Below are 22,525 nucleotides of genomic sequence, written 5' to 3'. Positions count from 1 at the left end.
GGCTCCTCCCGCGGTGGGAAGAGCCCCTCAGCGTGTGACACCGCGGGTGAAGTCGGGGTCGACGCTCGGGTCAAAGCCGGGGATGATCCCCGCGCTTCACATCAGGTCTTCGATGTCCGCCGCGATCGGGTCCGCGTCGGTGCCGATGACGACCTGGATCGCCGTGCCCATCTTGACGACGCCATGGGCTCCGGCGGCCTTCAGGGCGGCCTCGTCGACCAAGGCGGGGTCCTTCACCTCGGTGCGCAGGCGGGTGATGCAGCCCTCGACCTCTTCGATGTTGTCGATGCCGCCCAGCCCGGCAACGATCTTCTCAGCCTTGGTGGCCATGTTGTTCTCTCCCTGATCCGAACCGCTTTGTCGCAGTAACCCACAGTTGGCCCAGCTTCGCGAGCGGTCATGTCGTGCGTGCCGAATGATGGTGACGATCACGTCGCCAACTGGTCTACACCACATTACCGAGGGGCGTCCATGAGTGCCGACAGTGCCGCCGCCCGTCCTGGGCGCACCTTTTGGAACAACCTGTTCCAGGGGCTTCAGAAGATGGGCCGCAGTCTCCAACTCCCCATCGCCGTGCTGCCGGCGGCCGGCATCCTCAACCGGCTCGGGCAGCCGGACGTGTTCGGGGACGACGGGCTGGGGTGGACCAACGTCTCGAAGGTGATGGCGGGTGCGGGCGGGGCGCTGCTCGACGGGCAGCTCGGGCTGCCGCTGCTGTTCTGTGTGGGTGTCTCGATCGGCATGGCGAAGAAGTCGGACGGGTCGACGGCGTTGGCCGGGCTCGTCGGTTTCCTCGTCTACTACAACGTGTTGCGCCAGTTCCCGAAGGACTGCACGGGCGGCACGAACGTGGTGCCCGGCATCGGGTGCCAGGCCGCCGATCACTCGGTCTCGGTGTTCACGTACCAGAATCCCGGGGTGTTCGGCGGGATCGTGCTGGGGCTGCTGACCGCGTTCTTCTGGGTGCGGTTCCACCGTACGAAGCTGGTGGACTGGCTGGGCTTCTTCAACGGCCGCCGTCTGGTGCCGATCATCATGTCGTTCGTGGCGATCGCGGTGGCGGCGGTGGCGCTGTGGGTCTGGCCGCCGATCGGCAGCGGTCTTGAGCACTTCAGCGACTGGCTGAGCGCGCGGGGTGCGCTGGGCGCCGGGGTGTTCGGTCTCGCCAACCGGGCGCTGCTGGTCGTAGGGCTGCATCAGTTCCTGAACGTGCCCATCTGGTTCCAGTTCGGCAGCTACACGAAGCCGGACGGGACGGTGGTGCACGGTGACATCAACATGTTCCTGGCGGGTGACCCGAACGCGGGGCAGTTCACCTCCGGGTTCTTCCCGATCATGATGTTCGCGCTGCCCGCTGCGGCGCTCGCGATCGCACACTGCGCGAAGCCGAGCCGTCGCAAGGAGGTGGGCGGTCTGATGCTGTCGGTCGCGCTGACCTCGTTCGTGACCGGCATCACCGAGCCCATCGAGTACTCGTTCCTGTTCATCGCGCCGGTCCTCTACGCGGTCCACGCGGTGCTGACCGGGGTGTCGATGGCGGTGACCTGGGGGCTCGGGGTGCACGACGGGTTCAGCTTCTCGGCGGGCCTGATCGACTACGCGATCAACTGGAACCTGGCGACGAAACCGTGGGCGATCATCCCGATCGGGCTGTGCTTCGCGGCGGTGTACTACGTCGTCTTCCGTTTCGCGATCACGAAGTTCGACCTGAAGACTCCGGGGCGCGAGCCGGAGGACGAACGCGAGGACGTCACCAAGGCCTGACGGAACAGGCAAGCGGAACAAGCGAGTTGGGCCCCCGGACCATCGGTCGGGGGGCCTTCTTCATGCACGCCGTCATGCACGCCGTCATGCACGCCGTCATGTACGTCGCGTAGCGATTCGGTCGCAGGATTCGCGGGTTCCTTTATGCGGACTTCATCTGCTACAACAGGTCTACACCACTGAGTGGTGTAGACCACCACCCGATGGAGGAAGTCCATGAGCACTGCCACCGCGCCAACGGCGGCACCCGCGAAGAAGTGGGGATCCGGCCTGTTCCAGGGCCTGCAGAAGATCGGTCGCAGCCTACAGCTGCCGATCGCCGTGCTTCCGGCGGCGGGCATTCTGCTCCGGTTCGGTCAGGCCGACATCCACGACAAGCTGCATCTGCCGGACAAGGTGACGGCCGTCTTCGCCACCGCCGGTGGCGCGATCTTCGACAACCTGCCGCTGCTGTTCTGTATAGGTGTCGCGATCGGCTTCGCCAAGAAGTCCGACGGCTCCACCGCGCTGGCGGCGCTCGTCGGCTTCCTCGTCTACAGCAATGTGCTCAAGGCCTTCCCCGTCACCGACGCGCAGATCCTCAAGGGCGCGGACGTACCCGCGACTTACAACAACCCCGGTGTCCTCGGCGGCATCATCATGGGTCTGCTCTCCGCGGTGCTGTGGCAGAAGTTCCACCGGACCAAGCTGGTCGACTGGCTCGGCTTCTTCAACGGCCGCCGTCTCGTCCCGATCATCATGGCGTTCGTCGGCACGATCATGGGTGTCTTCTTCGGCCTGATCTGGAAGCCGATCGGCGAGGGCATCTCGAACTTCGGCGAGTGGATCACCGGTCTCGGCGCGTTCGGTGCCGGTCTGTTCGGTCTGATCAACCGCGGTCTGATCCCGGTCGGCATGCACCAGTTCGTCAACTCGGTGGCCTGGTTCCAGATCGGCGACTACAAGGACTCCAGCGGCGCGGTCGTCCACGGTGACCTCACCCGCTTCTTCGCCGGTGACCCGACCGCCGGACAGTTCATGTCGGGCTTCTTCCCCATCATGATGTTCGGCCTGCCGGCCGCCGCGCTCGCCATCGCGCACACCGCCCGCCCCGAGCGCCGCAAGGCCGTCACGGGCATGATGATCTCGCTCGCGCTGACCTCCTTCGTGACCGGTGTGACCGAGCCGATCGAGTTCTCGTTCATGTTCATCGCCCCGGTGCTGTACGCGATCCACGCGGTGCTGACCGCCCTGTCCATGGCGATCACCTGGGCGCTCGGCGTCCACGCGGGCTTCACCTTCTCCGCGGGCTTCATCGACTACGCCCTCAACTGGAACCTCGCCACCAAGCCCTGGCTGATCATCCCGATCGGTCTGGTCTTCGGCGCGGTCTACTACTTCGTCTTCCGCTTCGCGATCACCAAGTGGAACCTCCCCACCCCGGGCCGCGAGCCCGAGGAGGAGCTCGAGGACCTCACCAAGGCGTGATCCCCGTACGGCCATGACGAAGGCCCCGGCACCGAGTTGGTGCCGGGGCCTTCGTGTGCGCGGTGCTGAATCAGGCAGTGCTAGATCTCGTACGACGCTCTCGGCGCCGCCAGTTCCACCGGCCCGGCGTAGGCCTCGCGCGCGTCGGCCAGGTTGGCCTGGGGGTCGGTCCACGGGGGGATGTGGGTGAGGACCAGGCGGCGGACGCCGGCGCGGGTGGCCGTCTCGCCGGCCTCGCGGCCGTTGAGGTGGAGGTCCGGGATGTTCTCCTTGCCGTGCGTGAACGCGGCCTCGCACAGGAACAGGTCGGTGTCCCGGGCGAGTTCGTCGAGGGACTCGCTGACACCCGTGTCGCCGGAGTACGTCAGGGACCGCCCGCCGTGCTCGACGCGGATGCCGTACGCCTCGACGGGGTGGCGGACCCGCTCGGTGTGCACGGTGAAGGGGCCGACGTCGAACGTGGACGGCTTCACCGTGTGGAAGTCGAAGACCTCGCTCATGGAGGAGGCGGTGGGGGTGTCGGCGTAGGCCGTGGTCAGACGGTGCTCGGTGCCCTCGGGGCCGTAGACCGGGATGGGGTCGCAGCGGCCGCCGTCGTGGCGGTAGTAGCGCGCGACGAAGTACGCGCACATGTCGATGCAGTGGTCGGCGTGCAGATGGCTGAGGAAGATCGCGTCGAGGTCGTAGAGACCGCAGTGGCGCTGCAGCTCGCCAAGGGCGCCGTTGCCCATGTCGAGGAGCAGCCGGAAGCCGTCGGCCTCTACGAGGTAGCTCGAACAGGCCGATTCCGCGGACGGGAACGACCCCGAGCAGCCGACGACGGTGAGCTTCATAAAGCAGAAACCTCCGCTGGCGGGTAACTTCTGGAGTTGGGTGACGGGGGTCGTGCGGTCCGTCGAGCGTAAGGCGCAAAAGGGCCGGTCGCTCCTCCGCCAAGGGCTGTTGTGGGGGAACTCACCTGTGGTGTCACCGGTTCGGCTGGAACCGGGGCGCGTGGGGTCTGTAAGAGGGCGCGCGGCTTGGATTGCGCGCCGGTACGGTCGTTCGTATGAACACGTACTGGTGGCTCGCGCTCGCGGCGGTGGTGTTGCTGGCGCTCGTCGCCACGCTGGTCGACGGGTGGGGGCGGGGGTCGTCCCGACGGGTTCGGGGGGATCGGCCTCGGCCCGCGGAGATCTGGTGGGCGAACGTGCCCTATGAGGATCAACCCGGGGCTGCGAAGGATCGGCCTTGTCTGGTGCTTGCCGTGCGCGGGCGGAAAGTCACCGTCGCGAAGATCACCAGCAAGTATCACGAGGAGCGGGGCGGGGTAATTCCCTTGCCGCCGGGGGCCGTTGGGGATGCGCGGGGGCGGGCCAGCTATCTGGAGACCGACGAGTTGAGGAAAGTGGCGGTGTCCGACTTTCGGCGGCGGGTGGGGGTGGTGGACCCGGTCCTGTGGGATCAGGTCCGTCACCTCACCAGCTGACGGTTGTGCGTCGGGGGCGGGCCCGTTGCGGCTGGTCGCGCCCACGCGGCGGAGCCGCACATCGATGCAGCCCCGCGCCCCTGAAGGCATAGCCCCCAGGCCCTTTTCATCACGCCCAGAGTTGGCCCTGAAGCGTTGCGATCGCCTCTTCTGTCGTTGCCGCCGTGTACACGCCCGTCGACAGGTACTTCCAGCCGCCGTCCGCCACCACGAAGGCGATGTCCGCGGACTCCCCCGCCGCTACGGCCTTCTTGCCGACGCCGATCGCCGCGTGGAGGGCCGCGCCCGTGGAGACGCCGGCGAAGATGCCCTCCTGCTGGAGGAGTTCTCGGGTTCGGGTGACCGCGTCGGCCGAGCCGACCGAGAAGCGGGTCGTCAGGACGGAGGCGTCGTAGAGCTCGGGGACGAAGCCCTCGTCGAGGTTGCGGAGGCCGTAGACGAGGTCGTCGTAGCGGGGTTCCGCGGCGACGATCTTGACGTCCGGCTTGTGTTCGCGGAGGTAGCGGCCTACGCCCATGAGCGTGCCCGTGGTGCCGAGGCCGGCCACGAAGTGGGTGATCGACGGGAGGTCGGTGAGGATCTCCGGGCCGGTCGTCGCGTAGTGGGCGCCCGCGTTGTCGGGGTTGCCGTACTGGTAGAGCATCACCCAGTCCGGGTGTTCGGCGGAGAGTTCCTTCGCCACGCGGACCGCCGTGTTGGAGCCGCCCGCCGCGGGGCTGGGGATGATCTCCGCGCCCCACATGTTGAGCAGGTCGCGGCGTTCCTGCGAGGTGTTCTCGGGCATCACGCAGACCATGCGGTAGCCCTTGAGCTTGGCGGCCATGGCCAGCGAGATGCCGGTGTTGCCGGAGGTCGGCTCCAGGATGGTGCAGCCGGGCGTGAGGCGGCCGTCCTTCTCCGCCTGTTCGATCATGTGGAGGGCCGGGCGGTCCTTGACCGAGCCGGTCGGGTTGCGGTCCTCCAGCTTGGCCCAGATGCGGACGTCGGTGGACGGCGAGAGCCGCGGCAGGCGCACCAGAGGGGTGTTGCCCACCGCGGCCAGCGGGGAGTCGTAACGCATCAGCGGTCAGCGGGCCTTAGCGCATGCCGCCGGCGACAGCCGGCAGGATCGTGACGTTGTCGCCGTCCGACAGCTTGGTGTTGATGCCGTCGAGGAAGCGGACGTCCTCGTCGTTCAGGTACACGTTGACGAAGCGGCGCAGTTCGCCGCCGTCCACGATGCGGGCCTGGATGCCCGTGTGCCGGGTCTCGAGGTCGGCGAAGAGCGCGGCGAGGTTCTCACCGGCACCCTCGACGGCCTTCTCGCCGCCGGTGTAGGTGCGGAGGATGGTGGGGATGCGGACCTCGATGGCCATGGCAAGGGGCTCCTGTCGGAAGCGGAAGGGGTCTGGTCTCGGTGGGCGCGCGGCACGATCATGGGCGCGCCGGGGCGCACGGCCTACGGCGACTGCGCGAGGGTCAACAGATGGCGCTGCTGAGCCGGCACAGGTCGACGTGCAGCCGCGCCACGAGCAGCGTGCCCGGCGCCTTGTCGCTCACGTCGAGAAGAACCATGGGCTCATCGTATCGATTCCCTGTCCGGTCCTCGGTAGGGGATCTCACGCTTCGGACGGATTTCATCCGGAGTACGAGATCAGGACCGGATCAGTACGACTCCACCACCTTGACCTCCTCCTCCGTGACCTCGCCTTCCAGGATCCGGTACGAGCGGAACTGGAAGGGTCCTGCCTCGTCGGAGTCGGCGGTGGAGACGAGGACGTAGTGGGCGCCGGGTTCGTTGGCGTAGGAGATGTCGGTGCGGGAGGGGTAGGCCTCGGTCGCGGTGTGGGAGTGGTAGATGATCACCGGCTCCTCGTCGCGGTCGTTCATCTCGCGGTAGAGCTTCAGCAGGTCCTGCGAGTCGAACTCGTAGAACGTGGGTGAGCGGGCCGCGTTCAGCATCGGAATGAAGCGCTCGGGGCGGCCCTCGCCCTCCGGGCCCGCGACGACCCCGCACGCCTCGTCGGGGTGGTCCGCGCGCGCGTGGGCGACGATCTGGTCGAAGAGGGCCTGGGTGATGGTCAGGGTCGGCATGGTCGTCAGGATAAGCAGAAGGGCCGTCCCGTACCGAGTGGTGGTACGGGACGGCCCATATGGCGGGATCGGGCGGGTCAGCCGACCTTCTCGAACTCCGGGTCGCGGCGCTCGGTGACCTGCGGGTTGCGGGACTTGAGGAGGAACCAGCCGGCGCCCAGGGCGAGGGTCCAGCCGACCATCACGTAGAGGCAGACGCGGGAGTCGGGGTCGTAGGCGATGAGGCCGGTGACGAAGAGCAGGAACGCGATGGCCACGTAGGAGAACTTCGCGCCGCCCGGGGCCGGGAAGGACGAGGCCGGGAGGCGGCCCGCGTCGACCGCGCGGCGGTAGAGGACGTGGCTGATCAGGATCATCAGCCAGGTCCAGATGCCGGCGGCGGTGGCGACCGAGGTGACGTAGCCGAACGCCTTCTCCGGGACGACGTAGTTGAGGACCACGCCGATGCCCATGAAGGCCACGGAGATCGTGATGCCGGTCGCCGGGGTCTTCGAGGCGGACAGCTTGCTGAAGACCTTCGGGGCCTCGCCGTTGTCCGCGAGGGTGCGGAGCATGCGGCCCGTGGAGTACATGCCCGAGTTGCAGGAGGAGAGGGCGGCCGTGAGGACCACGAAGTTGACGATTCCGGCGCCTGCCGGGATACCGATCTTCGCGAACGCCTCGACGAACGGGCTGACACCGGGCGCGAATTCGGTCCACTTGACGACGCAGAGGATGACGGTGAGGGCGCCGACGTAGAAGAGGGCGATGCGCCACGGGAGGGTGTTGATCGCCTTGGGGAGGGTCTTCTCCGGGTTCTCGGACTCGCCCGCGGTGACGCCGACCAGCTCGACGGCGAGGTAGGCGAACATCACGCCCTGGAGGGTCATCAGGGAGGAGCCGATGCCCTTGGGGAAGAAGCCGTCGAACTGCCAGAGGTTGGCGACCGAGGCGGTGTCACCGGCGCTGCTGAAGCCGAAGGTGAGGACTCCGAGGCCGATCACGATCATGCCGATGAGGGCGGTGACCTTGACCATCGAGAACCAGAACTCGATCTCGCCGAACAGCTTCACCGAGATGAGGTTGGCGACGAAGAGGATCACCAGGAAGGCGAGCGCGGTCACCCACTGGGAGACGGCGGGGAACCAGTAGTTGACGTAGATGGCGGCGGCCGTGAGTTCGGCCATGCCGGTGACCACCCACATCAGCCAGTACGTCCAGGCGGTGAAGTAGCCGAAGAACGGGCCGAGGAACTCGCGGGAGTACTCCGCGAAGGAGCCCGACACCGGGCGGTACAGGAGCAGTTCGCCCAGTGCCCGCATGATGAAGAAGATGATCACGCCCGCGAGGGCGTACATGAAGATGAGGCTGGGGCCGGCCTTGGCGATGTTCGCCCCGGCTCCCAGGAACAGTCCGACGCCGACGGCGCCGCCGATCGCGATCATCTGGACCTGACGGCTGCCGAGCCCGCGCTCGTACCCCTCCTCGGGGGTCTTGTCCGTCTCGACCTGAGCGGAGGTCATGTGTGGTGCGCCTTTCTCCGAATCCCCCCATGGACTTGGAGCTGCCCGGCCGAGGTCCGTCGGCCGCATGGCGAACCCAGCGGGACATGGGTGGCGTCCGCCGGGCGGTCGTGAAGATCTATCACGGTCAGAATCGCGATCGGCGGGGACATTTGTGGCGCACACCACAGGGAGAAGTGGACAAAAAGGAGCGACGGCCAGCATTCCTGGCCGTCGCGGTGACGTGATCGTTATCCGGATTTGAGGGTCCGCTGAGCGAACGGAACGGCTGCTCCGGTCAGCGCATCAGGGTGTTGACCAGCGTCTCCTGGAGACCGCCCAGCCAGAGGTACGCCATCACCATCGGCTTGCGCGGGTCCTCGTCCGGGAGCCGGTAGAGGTCGTCGGTGTCGTCCTCGTCGGCGATGTCGAGGCGTGAACCGATCGCCAGGCGCAGGTCGTTGAGCGAGCCGAGCCACTGCCGGGACTCCTCGGCGGTGAGCTTGAGGATCGCGCCGCCGTCGCCGCCCGGGGTCAGCGAGTCCAGGGTGCGGACCACCGCGAGGGCGTTCTCGCGCTTGCCGGCCCGGAGGTCGTTCTCGGTGAAGCGGCGGAACTCGGCGGAGTGCGCCATCCGTTCCTCCGCGTCCTGCGGGGAGTCGGGGGCCTGCTCCGGGTCGGTGTAGGCGTCCGGGAACAGACGCCGGAGCACCGGGTCGGCGGGCGGCTCGCTCGGGCCCTCGGCGAAGAGTTCGGCGAGCGGGTCGTCGGAGGCGTCCTCGCCCGGGCCGGGGCCGATCAGCTCAAGGAGCTGGACGGCGAGCGAGCGGATGATCGAGATCTCGACGTCGTCGAGGGCGACGGCGGCGCCGCCGTCGCGGAGCGGTTCGAAATGTCCTGGCATCGGGATGGGTCGCTACTTCCGGTCCTGCTGGAGGGTGGCCCACAGACCGTAGCCGTGCATCGCCTGCACGTCGCGTTCCATCTCCTCGCGGCTTCCGCTGGAGACGACCGCGCGGCCCTTGTGGTGGACGTCGAGCATGAGCTTGTGGGCCTTGTCCTTGGAGTAGCCGAAGTACGTCTGGAAGACGTACGCGACGTAGCTCATGAGGTTGACCGGGTCGTTGTGGACGATCGTGACCCAGGGGACATCGGGCTCGGGTACGGCGAAGGCCTCCTCCGCCGACTCGGTGCGTTCGATCTCCAGGGGTGCGGGTGACGTCACACGGGCCATGCTGCCACCACAAGGGGGCCTCCGCACAAATGGACCCCACAAATCGTCAGAGTGACGAGATGGGAGTACCATCCGTTGCCATGAACACAGCGGACCTTGGGCTGCCGGTGGACGTTCCCTCGACGGCGCTCTTCACCGACCACTACGAGCTGACGATGCTGCAGGCCGCCCTCAAAGCGGGTACGGCCGACCGGCGTTCGGTCTTCGAGGTCTTCACCCGGAGGCTGCCCGAGGGGCGGCGCTACGGCGTCGTCGCCGGCACCGGGCGCGTCCTGGACGCAGTGGAGAACTTCCGGTTCGACGCGGACGTCCTCGGCTTCCTGCGCGAGCGGAACGTCGTCAACGAGGAGACCCTGGAGTGGCTCGCCGCCTACCGCTTCAGCGGTGACGTCTGGGGCTACCCGGAGGGCGAGGTGTACTTCCCGGGCTCGCCGATCATCCGGGTCGAGGGGTCGTTCGCCGAGTGCGTGCTCCTGGAGACGGTGATCCTCTCCATCCTCAACCACGACTCCGCGATCGCGGCCGCCGCCTCCCGCATGGCCTCCGCCGCCGGGGACCGCCCGCTGATCGAGATGGGCGCCCGCCGCACCCACGAGCTGGCCGCCGTCGCCGCCTCCCGCGCCGCCTACGTCGGCGGCTTCGCCACCACCTCCGACCTCGCGGCCGGTTTCCGCTACGGCATCCCGACCGTCGGCACCTCCGCGCACGCCTTCACCCTGCTGCACGACAACGAACGCGACGCGTTCCAGGCCCAGGTGGACTCGCTGGGCCGCAACACCACGCTGCTCGTCGACACGTACGACGTGACCGAGGCCGTCCGTACGGCAGTTGAGGTCGCCGGGCCCGAACTGGGCGCCGTCCGCATCGACTCGGGCGACCTGCTGCTCGTCGCGCACCGGGTGCGGCAGCAGTTGGACGAGCTGGGCGCCGTCAACACGAAGATCGTGGTGACCTCCGACCTGGACGAGTACGCCATCGCCTCGCTGGCGGCGGCGCCGGTGGACGCGTACGGCGTCGGCACCCAGCTGGTGACCGGGTCCGGGCACCCCACCTGCTCGATGGTCTACAAGCTGGTCGCGCGTGCCGAGTCCGCCGATCCGAAGGCTCCGCTGGTGCCGGTCGCGAAGAAGTCCAGCGGCGGCAAGACGTCGATCGGCGGGCGCAAGTGGGCCGCGCGGCGACTGGACGGCGACGGGATCGCGGAAGCCGAGGTCATCGGCACCGGACCGGTCCCGGCAGAGCTGGCCGACCGGCAACTCCTGGTCGAGCTGGTCAAGGGCGGCGAGGTCGTCGCGCGCGAGCCGCTGGACGTCGTACGGGACCGGCACGCGGTCGCGCGGGCCAACCTGCCGTTGTCGGCGACCCAGTTGTCGCGCGGGGAGGCTGTTCTTCCGACGGAGTACGTGCATCTGCGGTCGGGTAGTTAAGAACCGTCGATGAAGACCCGCTGGTTAAGACCCGTACGAAAATCAGGGGTACGCCCTCCCGTAGTGCCGCCGAAGTCTCTAGGCTCGAATCTCACTCTTCGTCGAAGGACACCACCATGCGCCGCGCCTTGATCGTCGTTGACGTGCAGAACGACTTCTGCGAGGGAGGCAGTCTCGCGGTGGCCGGCGGTGCGGATGTGGCCGCCGCCGTCACCGAGCTGATCGGGCAGGCGCCCGCCGGCTACCGGCACGTCGTGGCCACCCGCGACCACCACATCGCGCCCGGCGGCCACTTCGCCGACAACCCCGACTACGCCCGTTCCTGGCCCGCGCACTGTGTCGCGGGTACGGAGGGCGTCGGCTTCCACCCGAACTTCGCGCCCGCGGTCGCCTCCGGGGCGATCGACGCGGTTTTCGACAAGGGGGCGTACGCGGCGGCGTACAGCGGGTTCGAGGGGCGGGACGAGAACGGGGTGTCGCTCGGGGACTGGTTGCGGGCGCGGGAGATCGACGAGGTGGATGTCGTCGGGATCGCGACGGACCACTGCGTGAAGGCGACCGCGTTGGACTCTGTGCGGGAGGGGTTCCGTACGCAGGTGTTGCTGGATCTGACGGCTGGGGTGGCGAAGGAGACGACCGACCGGGCGTTGGAGGAACTGCGCGCGGCGGGCGTGGAGTTGACCGGGAAGCCAGTCGTCTAGCCGCTTTTTGTCCGCGAGCCGGTGGGGGCTGGTCGCGCAGTTCCCCGCGCCCCTGAAGGGGCGCTCTCGCTCGCCGGGTGTTGGCGGCTCAGGGTCTCGCCCTCGATGTCTACGTTCGGGAGCAGGCGGTCCAGCCAACCCGGTAGCCAGGAGATGCGGTCGTCCAGGATGGCGAGGACGGCCGGTACGAAGGCCATGCGGACGATGAAGGCGTCGAAGAGGACGGCGATCGCGAGGCCGAAGCCGATCATCTTGATCATCGAGTCGCCGGCCGTGATGAAGCCCGCGAAGACCGAGATCATGATGAGGGCCGCGGCCGTCACGACGCGGGCGCTGTAGCGGAACCCGGTCGCGATCGAGGCGTGGGCCGCGCTGCCGTGGACGTAGGCCTCGCGGATGCGGGAGACGAGGAAGACCTCGTAGTCCATGGCCAGGCCGAACACGATGCCCACCAGGAAGATCGGCATCAGGCTCATGATCGGGCCGGTGCTCTCCACGCCCAACAGGCTTGCGCCCCAGCCCCATTGGAAGACCGCGACGACGCAGCCGAGGGCGGCCAGCACCGAGAGCAGGAAGCCGACGGCCGCCTTGATCGGGATCACTATCGAGCGGAACACCAGCAGAAGCAGGAGAACCGCCAGGCCTACGACCACGATCAGGTACGGGACCAGGGCGCTGCTGACCTTCTGGGCCACGTCGATGTTGAGGGCGGTGGTGCCGGTGACCTCGAAGGTCGCGCCGGGGGCCGCCGTCTCGATCGCGGGGCGGTCGTCGCGGATGGTGTGGACGAGGTCGACGGTCTTCTGGCTGGTGGGCGCCTCGGCGGGTACGGCGGTGAACAGGGCGGTGTTTCCGGTGGAGTTGAAGCGGACCGGGGTCACCGACACCACGCCCGGTACCGCCGCGATCCGGCGCGCGACCGTGGCCGCGGCAGCCTTCGGGTGGGCGGAATCGGTTACGTCCACCACGACCGTCAGCGGGCCGTTGAAGCCGGGACCGAACGCCTTGGCGAGGTCGTCGTAGGCGCGGCGTTCGGTGGTCGCGGTGGACTTGGCCTCGTCGCCGGACTGGCCCAGTTGCAGGCCGAGCACGGGGAGCGCGAGGACCACCAGGCCGACGACCGTGCCGAGCAGGACCGGCCAGGGGTGGCGCAGCACGAAGCCCGCCCAGCGGCTGCCCATGTTGCCGGCCACGCCCTGGATGCGGCGGCCGGTGGTCTTGTAGCGGCGGGAGAGGACGGCACGGGGCCAGAAGCCGAGCAGGGCGGGCACGAGGGTCAGCGCGATGAGGACGGCGATGACGACCGCGCCGGCCGCGCACAGGCCCATCTTGGTGAGGAGCGGGATGCCTACGACGGAGAGCCCGGCGAGTGCGATGACGACGGTGAGACCGGCGAACACGACCGCCGAACCGGCGGTCCCCACGGCCAGGCCCGCCGCCTCCTCGGTGGTGTGGCCGTTGGCGCGTTCCTCGCGGTAGCGGAAGACGACGAACACCGCGTAGTCGATGCCGCAGGCCAGGCCGAGCATCGTGGCGAGGGTGCCGGTCGTGTCGGAGAGGCCGAGGGGGCTCGCCAGGGTGGTGATCGCGGTCATCGAGATGCCGACGCCGAGGATCGCGGTCAGCAGCGGGAGTCCGGCGGCGGCGAGCGATCCGAAGGTGATCAGCAGCACTACGGCGGCGATGGCGACGCCGAGGATCTCGCCCACTCCGCCCGCCGCGGGCTCGGCGGCCAGCGCGGTGCCGCCGATCTCGACGGTGAGGCCGGCGTCACGGGCCTGCCGGGCCGCGTTCTCCAGGTTGTCCTTGGCGGTGTCGGTGAGGTCGCTGGCCTGCACCGTGTACGTGATCGTCGAGTACGCGGTCGTCGCGTCCTTGCTGACCGCGCCCGCCTGGAAGGGGTTGACCGCGCTCGCGACCTGCGGTCCGCCGGAGACTTCGTCGACCAGCCGGACGACGGCCGCCCGGTCCGTGCCGGTGGTGATCTCCCGCCCGTCGGGAGTGACGAACACCACACGGGCCACGGCGCCGTCCGCCTGCGCTCCGGGGAAGCGCTGCTGGATCAGGTCGAAGGCCCGCTGGGACTCGACGCCCGGGGTGGAGAAGGTGGTGGCGGGCGCGTCGGCAGCCCTGGCGGAGGCGAAGCCGAGGCCCGCGAGGATCACGACCCAGAGGACGGTCACGTACCAGCGCCGGCGAAAGGCCAGACGCCCCAGGCGGTAGAGGACGGTAGCCACGAAGGGGCCTCCGCTGCGGTCTAGGCTGCCCCGAGCCATCCCAGGATGGGGTCGATCGCCGTGGTCCGCCTGTCGGGGCCGGTGCGGTGTCTGTTGACCGGTGGGGGCTCGTCCGTCGCCTGCGGGCCGGTGGGGGCTTGTCGCGCAGTTCCTCGCGCCCCTTGAGGGGTAGTGCCTTGTCTGCGGGGCGGTGGGGGCTCGTCCGTTGCCTGCGGGCCCGGTGGGGGCTTGTCGCGCAGTTCCCCGCGCCCCTTGAGGGGTAGTGCCTTGTCTGCGGGCCGGTGGGGGCTGGTCCGTTGTCTGCGGGCCGGTGGGGGCTTGTCGCGCAGTTCCTCGCGCCCCTGAGGGGCGCGCGGATGTTTCCGGCTCTGAGTGGAGGGGCGCGTCGCGGCGCCAGCCGCGCCCTGAAGGGGCGCGGGGAACTGCGCGACCAGCCCCCACAGGGCCGCAGACGACACACAACCCCTCACGCCGCTGCCGGAGGCCTCCGGATCAAGGCACGGATCGGATGCCACAGCTCCTGCGGGAGCTCCGGCCCGGGGATCACGACAGCGTTGTCAGGGGCCGGGGCCGTACGCCATATCAGGCCGTCGGGATGGTGCAGGACCGCGGTGATCTCGTCCGGGGTCGGCGGGGCCGCGTTGCCGCGCAGGTAGACGGCCCGCATACCGAGGTTGCGGAGCCTGGTCAGGGCCCGGGCGCGGTTGCGGGCGTGGACGAGAACGCGGACGCAGCCGTCACCCTGGGCGGCGGGTCTGGGCAGGTTCAACGCCACCACCACGCTGCCGGTCGGCAGCCTGCAGAAACCTCCTGCGGACAATGCGGTCACACCCCCTGGCGGGTCGGTATCGAGGTCGGTGTCAATAAGCGAAGCACAGGACGCACCTAAACACGGATCGGCGGCGACCCGCCAGGGGGTCACCGCCGATACGTTTCTGACCTGCGCTTTTACCGACTACTTAGCCGAAGGGCCGACCTGGACGCTCACCGTCGAGCCGTCACGCGGCTCCTTGACGATCTTGATCCGGGTGTTGGTGTCAGTGATCTTGACACCGGCCGTCGGGTTCGACGTGTCGTAGTAGGTCGACTTCCCGTCGTCGAAGACCGGGACGCCGGGCTGCGACTTCACCTTGGTCGCGACGTCCGCGTTGTGCAGCGTCATCGAGTCCGTCCGGTACAGGCTGAACGGCGAGTCGTAGGCCTGGACGCGGTTGCGCATCAGCGTGCCGTTGGACCACTTCAGCTGCGTCGGGTGGGAGTCGATCGGCAGGATCAGACCCTCACCGGCGTGCTCGCTGGTGTTGTCGTCCGCCTGCGAGGTGTCCCACTTCCAGATCAACAGGCCGTTCTGGTAGGCGTAGTGCTCCACCCAGTCCGGACGGGTCGTCGAGAAGCCGAAGTTGTACGGACCGACCTTCAACACCTTGTCGTACGACACGTATTGACGGTTCTCGGCGATGTAGTACTGCGCGTAGTCGTCCGTGAAGGACGCGCCGATGCGCGAGAAGCCCTTCGCCGTCCAGGCGGCGTCGGCGGACTCGGCGTTGTCGGAGAAGAGGGTCGCGCCGTCGGCGGTCACCGTGATCTCGTCGGCCGCGAAGCCCTTCTGCGCCACCCCGCTGTCCGTCGAGTAGCGGAAGCGGACGTCGATCTTCTGGCCCGCGTAGGCGTCCAGCGGGTACGTCAGCTTCTGGTACGCCGCCGCCGTGCCGGTGAGCGCGGGGTTGCCGCTGCCGTCACGCGGGATGGCGGAGCCGTCGGCCAGCGTGCCGTCGATCGGGGTCCAGGTCGTGCCGCCGTCCTTCGACACCTCGGTGTAGAGGTAGTCGTAGTCGGCCTCGATGTCGTAGTAGCCGTCCAGCGTGAGGGACGCGGCCGACTTCCCGGTCAAGTCCACTGTCCGGGACAGGGTGTTGCTCAGGCTGTTGCCGCTGCCGCTCCACCACTGCGTGGCACCCTGCGCCGGGGTGACCACCTCGGTGGTGACCTCCTTCTCGGGCAACTGCACCACCAGCGCCTGCGGGTTCTTGGTGTTGTACTCCGCGACGCCCAGCGTGTGCTTGGACTTGGTGCCGGCCTTGGCGATGTCGTAGTCCAGCCAGCCCAGTTGGAGCTTGTCCCAGGCGTTCATGTCGCCGGGCAGGTCGCCGATCGCCTGCTTGCCGGTGCCGAGCCAGGAGCCGGACGACATCAGCGTCCAGAAGCCGGTGGAGTTCTCGCCGCCCGCGGTGTCGTACTCGTCGGGCAGGCCGAGGTCGTGGCCGTACTCGTGGGCGTAGACGCCGAGTCCGCCGTTCTCCGGCTGGATGGTGTAGTCGCCGACCCAGATGCCGGTGTCGCCGATCTGCGTGCCGCCGAGCAGGTTGGTGTCCGGGCCGGTGGCGCCGGCGTCGGTGCCGAAGGCGTACCAGCGGTGGGCCCAGATCGCGTCCTCGCCCTGCGCGCCGCCGCCGGCCGACTCGTCCTCACCGGCGTGCACGATCTGGAAGTGGTCGATGTAGCCGTCGGGCTCGTTGAAGTTGCCGTCGCCGTCGTAGTCGTAGCGGTCCCACTGGTCGAACTGGGCCAGCTCCGTCTTGATCTCGGCGGCCGTGTCACCCGCGGCCTCGCGCTGGGCGACCCAGGCGTTGACGCCGTCCTGCACCGCGTACCAGGCGCCGGTGGAGGCGTTGTTGGAGCCGTAACGGGCCTCGTTGTAGGGGACCTTGACCCAGTCGGTGACCTCGCCTTCGACCGAGTAGCGGCCCGAGGACTGCTTCTCGTAGTACTTCTTGAGGGACTCGGTTTTCTTGCCGGTGCCGAAGTACAGGTCCTGGAAGTGCGCCTGGTTGTAATCCGCCTGCCAGGCCGTGGAGTTGTCCTTCGTGCGGTCCGGCGCGGCTATCTGGTTGTGCAGCGGGCCGACGGTGCCGCCGTAGCGGCTGTCGACCTGGTCGCCGAACTCGACCAGGATCGTGAAGATCTTGTCGGTCTGCTCGCGGCCCAGTTCGACGTACTTGCTCTTGCCGCCCTTGCTCTTGAGCTGGACGACCTGCGAGCCGTTGCGGTCCTTGACCGAGGCCTTGCCGGATATGACCTGGTTCAGGGCCTCTTGGCGCTGCGCGTCCTGCGTCTTGCTCAGCGGGCCGTCGAGGTCGTGCTCCTTCTGTGCGACCGGTGCCGGGTCGTGCCGGTCCACACTGGCGGAGTTGGCCGTGGTACCGGCCTCCGCCACGGCGAACGTCGAGAACGTGGCGGTGGCCGCCGCGAGGGCGACGCCCACCGCGGCCGCTCTGAACGTCCAGGGTCTGCTGGTCACTTGAGGTCCTCCCCTGCGCACACTCGACCGCGCGGAAGGGGGGGTCCTGGAGTCATGGAGGTCCGCGCGCGGTGAACGCGTGATAGTCAAGTGACGTTATTTGACTAGAGGTTTACGGGAAAAGACAGACCTTGACTTGAACAGGACAAGTGCACTATACGAAGCCGGGGTCCGCTTTGCGGACACGCACGGCCGACTCGTGTATCGCTCAACAGGCGCGTGCATCCGTCCACTTGGTGGACGGTATGACTCCGTGCGCCCCCCATGCACCGGAGCTGTGTGTTAGGTCATGCTTACTGCACGTTCCACTCGGGCATGCAGCCGAATAGAGTCGCTTGGCGGAACGCCAGGAACCGGCGGAAAACCAGGCCGACATCCTTGTCGCACCCCCCTTTCACAGCCTCCCCTCCATCGCCTAACGAGGACTCGATTGCCATGCCTCGTCCGACCGCCGCACAGCTCGCCTACGGTTCGTTCACGGTGATCTTCTCGACGCTCGCCATGCTGCTGCTGTCACAGACGAACTCGGGTCTGGGGATCGCGGTCATCGCATGCGCGGCGCTCGCCCTCGGGCTGCTCGTCTCCCTGACGGTGCCGCAGCCGAGGACCCGCGCCGCAGCAGCCCAGGCCGCGGCTCCGGCCGTTCCGCCGCACCAGCGGGTGCCGGTGTCCGTACGGCGGGAGACCGTCTCCGCCGCCGCCATGTCGTCCGCGCAGCCGGTACGGGAGCGGAGCACTCCCTAGACCAAGCCCAAGGCCAAGTGCCGCCCCAGTCACGCGAATCGGCGGGTCCGTTGACCACGGACCCGCCGATCACTGTGTGCGCCCCGGGTGTTGTCCCCCGGTCACGTCAACGCGTGCTGACCACCACGGTCTTGGCCGCCTTGTCGTGCAGCCCCTGCTTGTACGGCTTGTCGAAGAAGCTCCAACCGCCGCAGATCGCCGTCCAGATGCAGGCGCAGCAGAACGCGAACGGGATCCACAGCACCGCCGCGCGGATCAGATTGGTCTGCACGGACGGCGTCGACCCGTTGTCGAGGTTGGCCACGCGCAGGCCCAGCCACTTCTTGCCGAGTGTCTGGCCCGCCTTGGCCGTCATCACGGTGTCGTAGCCGATGTAGAGCACGGCCGCGATGAGCGACTGCCCGAGCGACTTGGCGTACGACGCGCCGTTGGAGCCGACGTCGTACTCGTGCACGCCGAAGGCCCAGGTGACCAGCCAGACGACGATGCCGACGAGGATCAGGTCGATGATCCGGGCGAGCGTGCGCCGGCCGCTGTCGGCGAGCGGGGGCATGCCGGAGAGCGGATCGGTGGGGTAGGAGCCGCCGCCGTAGGGGTCACCACCGCCACCGCCGCCGTATGGAGGAGGCTGCGGAGGCTGGTTCCCGTAGGACTGGTCGTACGGTGAGCCCGATCCCTGGCCAGGAGGGGGCTGCTTCCTGAACGGGTCGTCTTCCGGCGGCTGCTGGCCGGAGCCCGGAGGCGGTTCGGTGCTCATGGCCCGAGTCGACCGCGAACCGCCCGGCTCCGCATCCGGCGAGCGGCCGTCCGGGGTACGGAATCAGCTACCCCGGACGCCGTAGGCCCCTATCCCGCTACGAACGTATGTGCTGCCTTGTCGTGCCAGCACTGGCGCCAGGGCCGGTCGAACAGGCACCAGGCGACACCGACGACGCCGATGCCCAGCAGCCCCGGGACGCTGTACACCAGCCAGCGGCGCAGGGCCCCGCCGAAGGCGGGCGGCTCGTGGCTCTCGATGCCCCGGACCTCCAGACCGCAGAGCTTCTTGCCGAGGGTGCGGCCCCACCTGGCGGTGGGCAGCGCCTCGTAGAGGACACCGAAGAGGAGGAGCACGGCGAGGACGATGCCCAGGTAGACGGCCGTGGTGCCGTCCAGCAGCCAGACCGTTTCGGCCCGGCCGGAGAGCTTGGCCGCGTCGATCTTCTCGTTGACGTGGTCGATCGCCTTGGTGCCCAGCGGTACGGCGGCCGCGGCGGTGACCGCGCCGAGCACCACGGTGTCGATCAGGCGCGCGACCAGCCGCTTGCCGAGCCCCGCGGGCCGCGCCGCCGACTGCCGCCGGGCCGCCGCCTGGAACACGTCCTCGACGGGCGGCTTCCAGGGCGCCACGGGCCCGTCCTCCTCCCCGGCCAGCCGATGCACCTGCTGCGCCCAGGAGGGCTGCCCGCCGCCGACACCGGCGGCCATGGGAGTGGATACGGCGGCGCTCTGCGGCTGCGGCGGGCCGGACTGCTGGGGGACGCCGGGGGCGGGCTGCTGGGGCCCGGAGAGGGCCGTGGAGGCAGCGGAGGAGGCGGGTGCCCCGGTGGCGGTGCCCGCTTGGCCCGCCTGGGCCTGTGCGGCGCGGGCGGCGGCCGCCTTTCCGGCGCCGAAGCCGGGGCCGGAGGGGTCGCTGGAGGGGGTGTTGCCGACGGGGTTGCCGGGGCCGAAGCCGCCGGCGGCGGCGGAGCCGGTTCCCACCGGACCCTGCGGGCCGAAGCCCCCCGCGCCCCCGCCCTGCGCCCCCGGCGCCCCGCCCTGTTGAGGCGTGCGCGGGGTCGGGCGGCGGAAAGTCGTCGTGCCCTCGTCCGGGGTGTCCGCACCCGGGGTCGTCGGGCGGCGGAGGACGAAGGTGCCGGGGTTGGGCGGTTCCTCCGGGGGGATCGGCGCCGAGCCGTCCGTGCCGGGGACGCGGCCGTCCGGGTGGGCGGGGTTGGCGGCGGGCACCCTCGGGTCCGCGCCCGCCCTCGGGTCCGGGGAGCCCCAGGAGACACGGCGGTCCTGGTCGCCGCCGAAACCGCTCTGGTGGGCCCGGTCCGCGCCCCACGCGGCCGCCGGTTCGGGGCGGCTGCCGTGCTGCGCCTCCGCCGGGTTCACCCGGTTGTCCGGCGCCGGGTCCTCGTCGAAGAAGTGCGGCCCGGTCTCCTCGACCGACTGACCCGACTGGCCCGGACCGCCGAGCGGCAGGCCGTCCGACGGCGCCGGGCGGCTGGTGCCGGGCACCCAGGCCGCGCCGTTCCAGTACCGGACATAGCCAGGAATGGACGGGTCCGGGTAGTACCCCTCGCGGGGCCTGTCGTCACCGGGTGCCGGCGTTGGGGCGCTCATGTCCGTCGTCCCGTATCTGCTCGGAGGTCAAATGGGGGTGTCCACATCTATCAGACCCGTGCGACCGCCACTGCCCGTCCCGCCGGACCCACCCCTTTCCGGGCAACCTCGTGCACGGAGTCCACACGCTCCGAAGCCCCGCGAAGCCTTCGTGACGCGGCGCGGAAAAAAAAGATTCCCGAACTCGCGTAATGCTTCCGCCCGCACGCCCTCTCCACTCGTACGGGCCCACCGCAGGGCCCGGTCAGCGAGAGGAGACACACGTCATGCACACAGTCGTAGAGCGGGAGTTGGAGCTCAAACTCATCCTGTCGCCGGAGCGGAGCATTCCGGTACCGGCCCGGCTGAGCTACCGCACCGACGATCCGTACGCCGTCCACATCTCCTTCCACATCAACTCCGAGCACCCCGTGAACTGGACGTTCGCCCGCGAACTGCTCGTCGAGGGGGTGTTCCGGCCGTGCGGGCACGGGGACGTGCGGGTGTGGCCGACGAAGGTGGAGCGGCGCAGTGTCGTCCTGATGGCGCTGAGTTCACCCGACGGGGACGCCCTCCTGGAGGCCCCGGCCGCCCAGGTGTCGGCGTGGCTGGAGCGCACCCTGCGGGTGGTACCCCCGGGCTCTGAGGCCGAGCAGCTCGGCATCGACGCCGGCCTGGCCGAGCTGCTCGCACCGACCCCGGCCGACGATCTGTGGCTGCGCGACCCGTGGCCGTCGGACGAGTCGCGGGACGGGGAGTGAGCCGTAGGGAAGTCGAACCGCGGGGTCAGAACAGCTTGCCGGGATTGAGGATCCCCAGCGGGTCGAAGGTCGCCTTGACCGCCCGCTGCATCTCCACGCCCACCGGGCCGATCTCGCGGGCCAGCCACTCCTTCTTCAGGACACCGACACCGTGTTCGCCGGTGATGGTGCCGCCGAGCTCCAGGCCGAGGGCCATGATCTCGTCGAAGGACTCGCGGGCGCGCCGGGACTCGTCGGCGTCCTGCGCGTCGAAGCAGACGGTGGGGTGCGTGTTGCCATCACCGGCGTGCGCGCAGACGCCGATCGTCAGCCGGTACTTCTCGCCGATCCGCTCCACCCCTTCGAGCATCTCGCCGAGCCGCGACCGGGGCACGCACACGTCGTCGATCATCGTCGTGCCCTTGACCGCCTCCAGCGCCGTGAGCGACAACCGCCGCGCCTGGAGCAGCAGTTCGGACTCGGCCGCGTCCTCGGCGGGCACCACCTGCGTGGCTCCGGCGGCCTCGCAGAGGGCTCCTACGGCGGCCAGGTCGGCGGCCGGGTCCGTCGTGTCGAAGGCCGCCAGCAGCAGCGCCTCGGTGCTCTCCGGCAGTCCCATGTGCGCCAGGTCGTTGACGGCCTTGACGGTCGTACGGTCCATCAGTTCGAGGAGGGACGGCACGTGCCCTTCCGCCATGATCCGGCACACGGCGTCGCAGGCGGCCGCCGCGGACGCGAACTCGGCCGCCAGGACGAGCTGTTGGGGCGGCTGCGGCTTCAGCGCCAGGATCGCCTTGACGACGATCCCGAGCGAGCCCTCCGACCCGACGAACAGCCGGGTCAGGTCGTACCCGGCGACACCCTTGGCCGTACGCCGCCCGGTGCTCATCAGCCGCCCGTCGGCGAGGACGACGTCCAGGCCGAGGACGTACTCGGCCGTCACCCCGTACTTCACGCAGCACAGCCCGCCGGACGCGGTGCCGATGTTGCCGCCGATCGTGCACATCTCCCAACTGGAGGGATCCGGCGGGTAGCAGAGGCCGTGTTCGTTGACCGCACGGGAGAGGGTCGCGTTGATGACGCCCGGCTCGACGACCGCGATGCGGTCGACCGGGCTGATCTCCAGGATGCGGTCCATCTTGACGAGGGACAGCACGATGCAGCCCTCGGACGCGTTCGCCGCGCCGGACAGGCCGGTGCGGGCGCCCTGCGGGACGACCGGGAGGCGCAGTTCGGTGGCGACGCGCATGACGTGCTGGACCTGTTCGACCGTGCGCGGCAGCACGACGACGGCGGGGGTGCCGGACGGGCAGAAGCTCGCCATGTCGTTGGCGTACGAGTCCGTGACGTCCGGGTCGGTCAGGACGGCCTCGGCGGGCAGCCCGGCCAGCAGCCGGTCGACGAGGGTCCCGGTGTCCTGGTCGCGAGGCGCTTCGATACGGCTCATGATCACAGCGTCGCACTCGCGGCCATCGGTGTGAACCCCGTCCGCGCGCGGCTTTGGGTGCCGGGATGTGGTCGTCGTACTGACGCACAGTGAGCGCC

General features: G+C 69.2%; 22 protein-coding genes. 7 read left to right on the top strand and 15 right to left on the bottom strand.

The annotated features are described in order from the left end of the window. Window positions 1-96: 96 nt before the first annotated feature. The gene (locus OG714_RS31195) at window positions 97-456 is read right to left on the bottom strand and encodes a PTS glucose/sucrose transporter subunit IIB (protein WP_281169871.1); all 360 of its coding nucleotides are present in this window, start codon (window positions 454-456) and stop codon (window positions 97-99) included. A 15-nt stretch (window positions 457-471) separates the two neighbouring features. On the opposite strand from OG714_RS31195, the gene OG714_RS31190 reads away from it, so the two are divergent. Both OG714_RS31190 and OG714_RS31185 read left to right on the top strand, forming a co-directional pair. After that, window positions 472-1,764 carry a PTS transporter subunit EIIC gene (locus OG714_RS31190; RefSeq protein WP_406125959.1) on the top strand — a complete coding sequence of 431 codons (1,293 nt, stop codon included), beginning with the start codon at window positions 472-474 and terminating at the stop codon, window positions 1,762-1,764. 216 nt (window positions 1,765-1,980) lie between these two features. Then, window positions 1,981-3,231, top strand: coding sequence for a PTS transporter subunit EIIC (locus tag OG714_RS31185; RefSeq protein ID WP_406125957.1), 1,251 nt, complete (start codon window positions 1,981-1,983; stop codon window positions 3,229-3,231). A gap of 80 nt (window positions 3,232-3,311) precedes the next feature. Here the strand turns inward: OG714_RS31185 and OG714_RS31180 are convergent, their stop codons facing one another. After that, window positions 3,312-4,064, bottom strand: coding sequence for an MBL fold metallo-hydrolase (locus OG714_RS31180; RefSeq protein WP_328683013.1), 753 nt, complete (start codon window positions 4,062-4,064; stop codon window positions 3,312-3,314). 215 nt (window positions 4,065-4,279) lie between these two features. Between OG714_RS31180 and OG714_RS31175 the strand changes: the two genes are divergently transcribed. Next, the gene (locus OG714_RS31175; RefSeq protein ID WP_406125955.1) at window positions 4,280-4,699 is read left to right on the top strand and encodes a type II toxin-antitoxin system PemK/MazF family toxin; all 420 of its coding nucleotides are present in this window, start codon (window positions 4,280-4,282) and stop codon (window positions 4,697-4,699) included. A 109-nt stretch (window positions 4,700-4,808) separates the two neighbouring features. Here the strand turns inward: OG714_RS31175 and OG714_RS31170 are convergent, their stop codons facing one another. The 7 genes from OG714_RS31170 to clpS form a co-directional block, all read right to left on the bottom strand. Next, on the bottom strand, window positions 4,809-5,759 hold the full coding sequence (locus OG714_RS31170) for a cysteine synthase (protein WP_328683011.1): 951 nt from the start codon (window positions 5,757-5,759) through the stop codon (window positions 4,809-4,811). 16 nt (window positions 5,760-5,775) lie between these two features. Beyond that, on the bottom strand, window positions 5,776-6,054 hold the full coding sequence (locus OG714_RS31165; protein ID WP_406125952.1) for a MoaD/ThiS family protein: 279 nt from the start codon (window positions 6,052-6,054) through the stop codon (window positions 5,776-5,778). Window positions 6,055-6,157: 103 nt separating this feature from the next. Further along, complete coding sequence (locus OG714_RS31160; protein WP_019056721.1) at window positions 6,158-6,253, bottom strand: putative leader peptide; 96 nt, start codon at window positions 6,251-6,253, stop codon at window positions 6,158-6,160. Window positions 6,254-6,343: 90 nt separating this feature from the next. Beyond that, a complete protein-coding gene (locus OG714_RS31155) occupies window positions 6,344-6,772 on the bottom strand; it encodes a Mov34/MPN/PAD-1 family protein (protein ID WP_406125950.1) in 429 nt (142 codons plus the stop codon). A 77-nt stretch (window positions 6,773-6,849) separates the two neighbouring features. Continuing rightward, window positions 6,850-8,274, bottom strand: coding sequence for an amino acid permease (locus tag OG714_RS31150; RefSeq protein ID WP_406125948.1), 1,425 nt, complete (start codon window positions 8,272-8,274; stop codon window positions 6,850-6,852). Window positions 8,275-8,551: 277 nt separating this feature from the next. Beyond that, window positions 8,552-9,157 (bottom strand): DUF2017 domain-containing protein, encoded by a 606-nt coding sequence (locus OG714_RS31145; protein WP_406125946.1) that lies wholly within the window; start codon window positions 9,155-9,157, stop codon window positions 8,552-8,554. Window positions 9,158-9,169: 12 nt separating this feature from the next. Further along, window positions 9,170-9,487 carry an ATP-dependent Clp protease adapter ClpS gene (clpS, locus tag OG714_RS31140; protein ID WP_406125944.1) on the bottom strand — a complete coding sequence of 106 codons (318 nt, stop codon included), beginning with the start codon at window positions 9,485-9,487 and terminating at the stop codon, window positions 9,170-9,172. Between the two features lie 80 nt (window positions 9,488-9,567). Between clpS and OG714_RS31135 the strand changes: the two genes are divergently transcribed. Both OG714_RS31135 and OG714_RS31130 read left to right on the top strand, forming a co-directional pair. Further along, on the top strand, window positions 9,568-10,914 hold the full coding sequence (locus tag OG714_RS31135) for a nicotinate phosphoribosyltransferase (RefSeq protein ID WP_406125942.1): 1,347 nt from the start codon (window positions 9,568-9,570) through the stop codon (window positions 10,912-10,914). Between the two features lie 116 nt (window positions 10,915-11,030). After that, a complete protein-coding gene (locus tag OG714_RS31130) occupies window positions 11,031-11,615 on the top strand; it encodes an isochorismatase family protein (protein ID WP_406125941.1) in 585 nt (194 codons plus the stop codon). On the opposite strand, the gene OG714_RS31125 is transcribed toward OG714_RS31130, so the two are convergent. From OG714_RS31125 to OG714_RS31115, 3 genes are all read right to left on the bottom strand, one after another. Beyond that, window positions 11,612-13,852, bottom strand: a complete 2,241-nt coding sequence (locus OG714_RS31125) for an MMPL family transporter (RefSeq protein ID WP_406125939.1) — start codon at window positions 13,850-13,852, stop codon at window positions 11,612-11,614. The genes OG714_RS31130 and OG714_RS31125 overlap by 4 nt on opposite strands. A 466-nt stretch (window positions 13,853-14,318) precedes the next feature. Next, on the bottom strand, window positions 14,319-14,672 hold the full coding sequence (locus OG714_RS31120) for a hypothetical protein (protein ID WP_406132024.1): 354 nt from the start codon (window positions 14,670-14,672) through the stop codon (window positions 14,319-14,321). Window positions 14,673-14,807: 135 nt separating this feature from the next. Beyond that, entirely contained in the window at window positions 14,808-17,150 is a 2,343-nt protein-coding gene (locus OG714_RS31115) for an immune inhibitor A domain-containing protein (RefSeq protein WP_406125938.1), read from the bottom strand. A gap of 435 nt (window positions 17,151-17,585) precedes the next feature. On the opposite strand from OG714_RS31115, the gene OG714_RS31110 reads away from it, so the two are divergent. Further along, window positions 17,586-17,894 (top strand): hypothetical protein, encoded by a 309-nt coding sequence (locus OG714_RS31110; protein WP_406125936.1) that lies wholly within the window; start codon window positions 17,586-17,588, stop codon window positions 17,892-17,894. Between the two features lie 106 nt (window positions 17,895-18,000). Here OG714_RS31110 and OG714_RS31105 read toward each other — a convergent pair whose 3' ends face one another. Both OG714_RS31105 and OG714_RS31100 read right to left on the bottom strand, forming a co-directional pair. After that, on the bottom strand, window positions 18,001-18,651 hold the full coding sequence (locus tag OG714_RS31105; RefSeq protein ID WP_406125935.1) for an RDD family protein: 651 nt from the start codon (window positions 18,649-18,651) through the stop codon (window positions 18,001-18,003). An 89-nt stretch (window positions 18,652-18,740) separates the two neighbouring features. Next, window positions 18,741-20,261 carry an RDD family protein gene (locus OG714_RS31100; protein WP_406125933.1) on the bottom strand — a complete coding sequence of 507 codons (1,521 nt, stop codon included), beginning with the start codon at window positions 20,259-20,261 and terminating at the stop codon, window positions 18,741-18,743. 266 nt (window positions 20,262-20,527) lie between these two features. Between OG714_RS31100 and OG714_RS31095 the strand changes: the two genes are divergently transcribed. After that, window positions 20,528-21,001, top strand: a complete 474-nt coding sequence (locus OG714_RS31095; RefSeq protein WP_406125932.1) for an SsgA family sporulation/cell division regulator — start codon at window positions 20,528-20,530, stop codon at window positions 20,999-21,001. 25 nt (window positions 21,002-21,026) lie between these two features. Here OG714_RS31095 and OG714_RS31090 read toward each other — a convergent pair whose 3' ends face one another. Further along, a complete protein-coding gene (locus OG714_RS31090; RefSeq protein WP_406125931.1) occupies window positions 21,027-22,433 on the bottom strand; it encodes an FAD-binding oxidoreductase in 1,407 nt (468 codons plus the stop codon). Window positions 22,434-22,525 lie beyond the last annotated feature (92 nt).

The organism is Streptomyces sp. NBC_00989 (assembly GCF_045162655.1).
In the GTDB taxonomy this organism is placed as follows: Bacteria; Actinomycetota; Actinomycetes; order Streptomycetales; family Streptomycetaceae; genus Streptomyces.
This window is presented reverse-complemented; position numbering and strand designations above follow the sequence as displayed.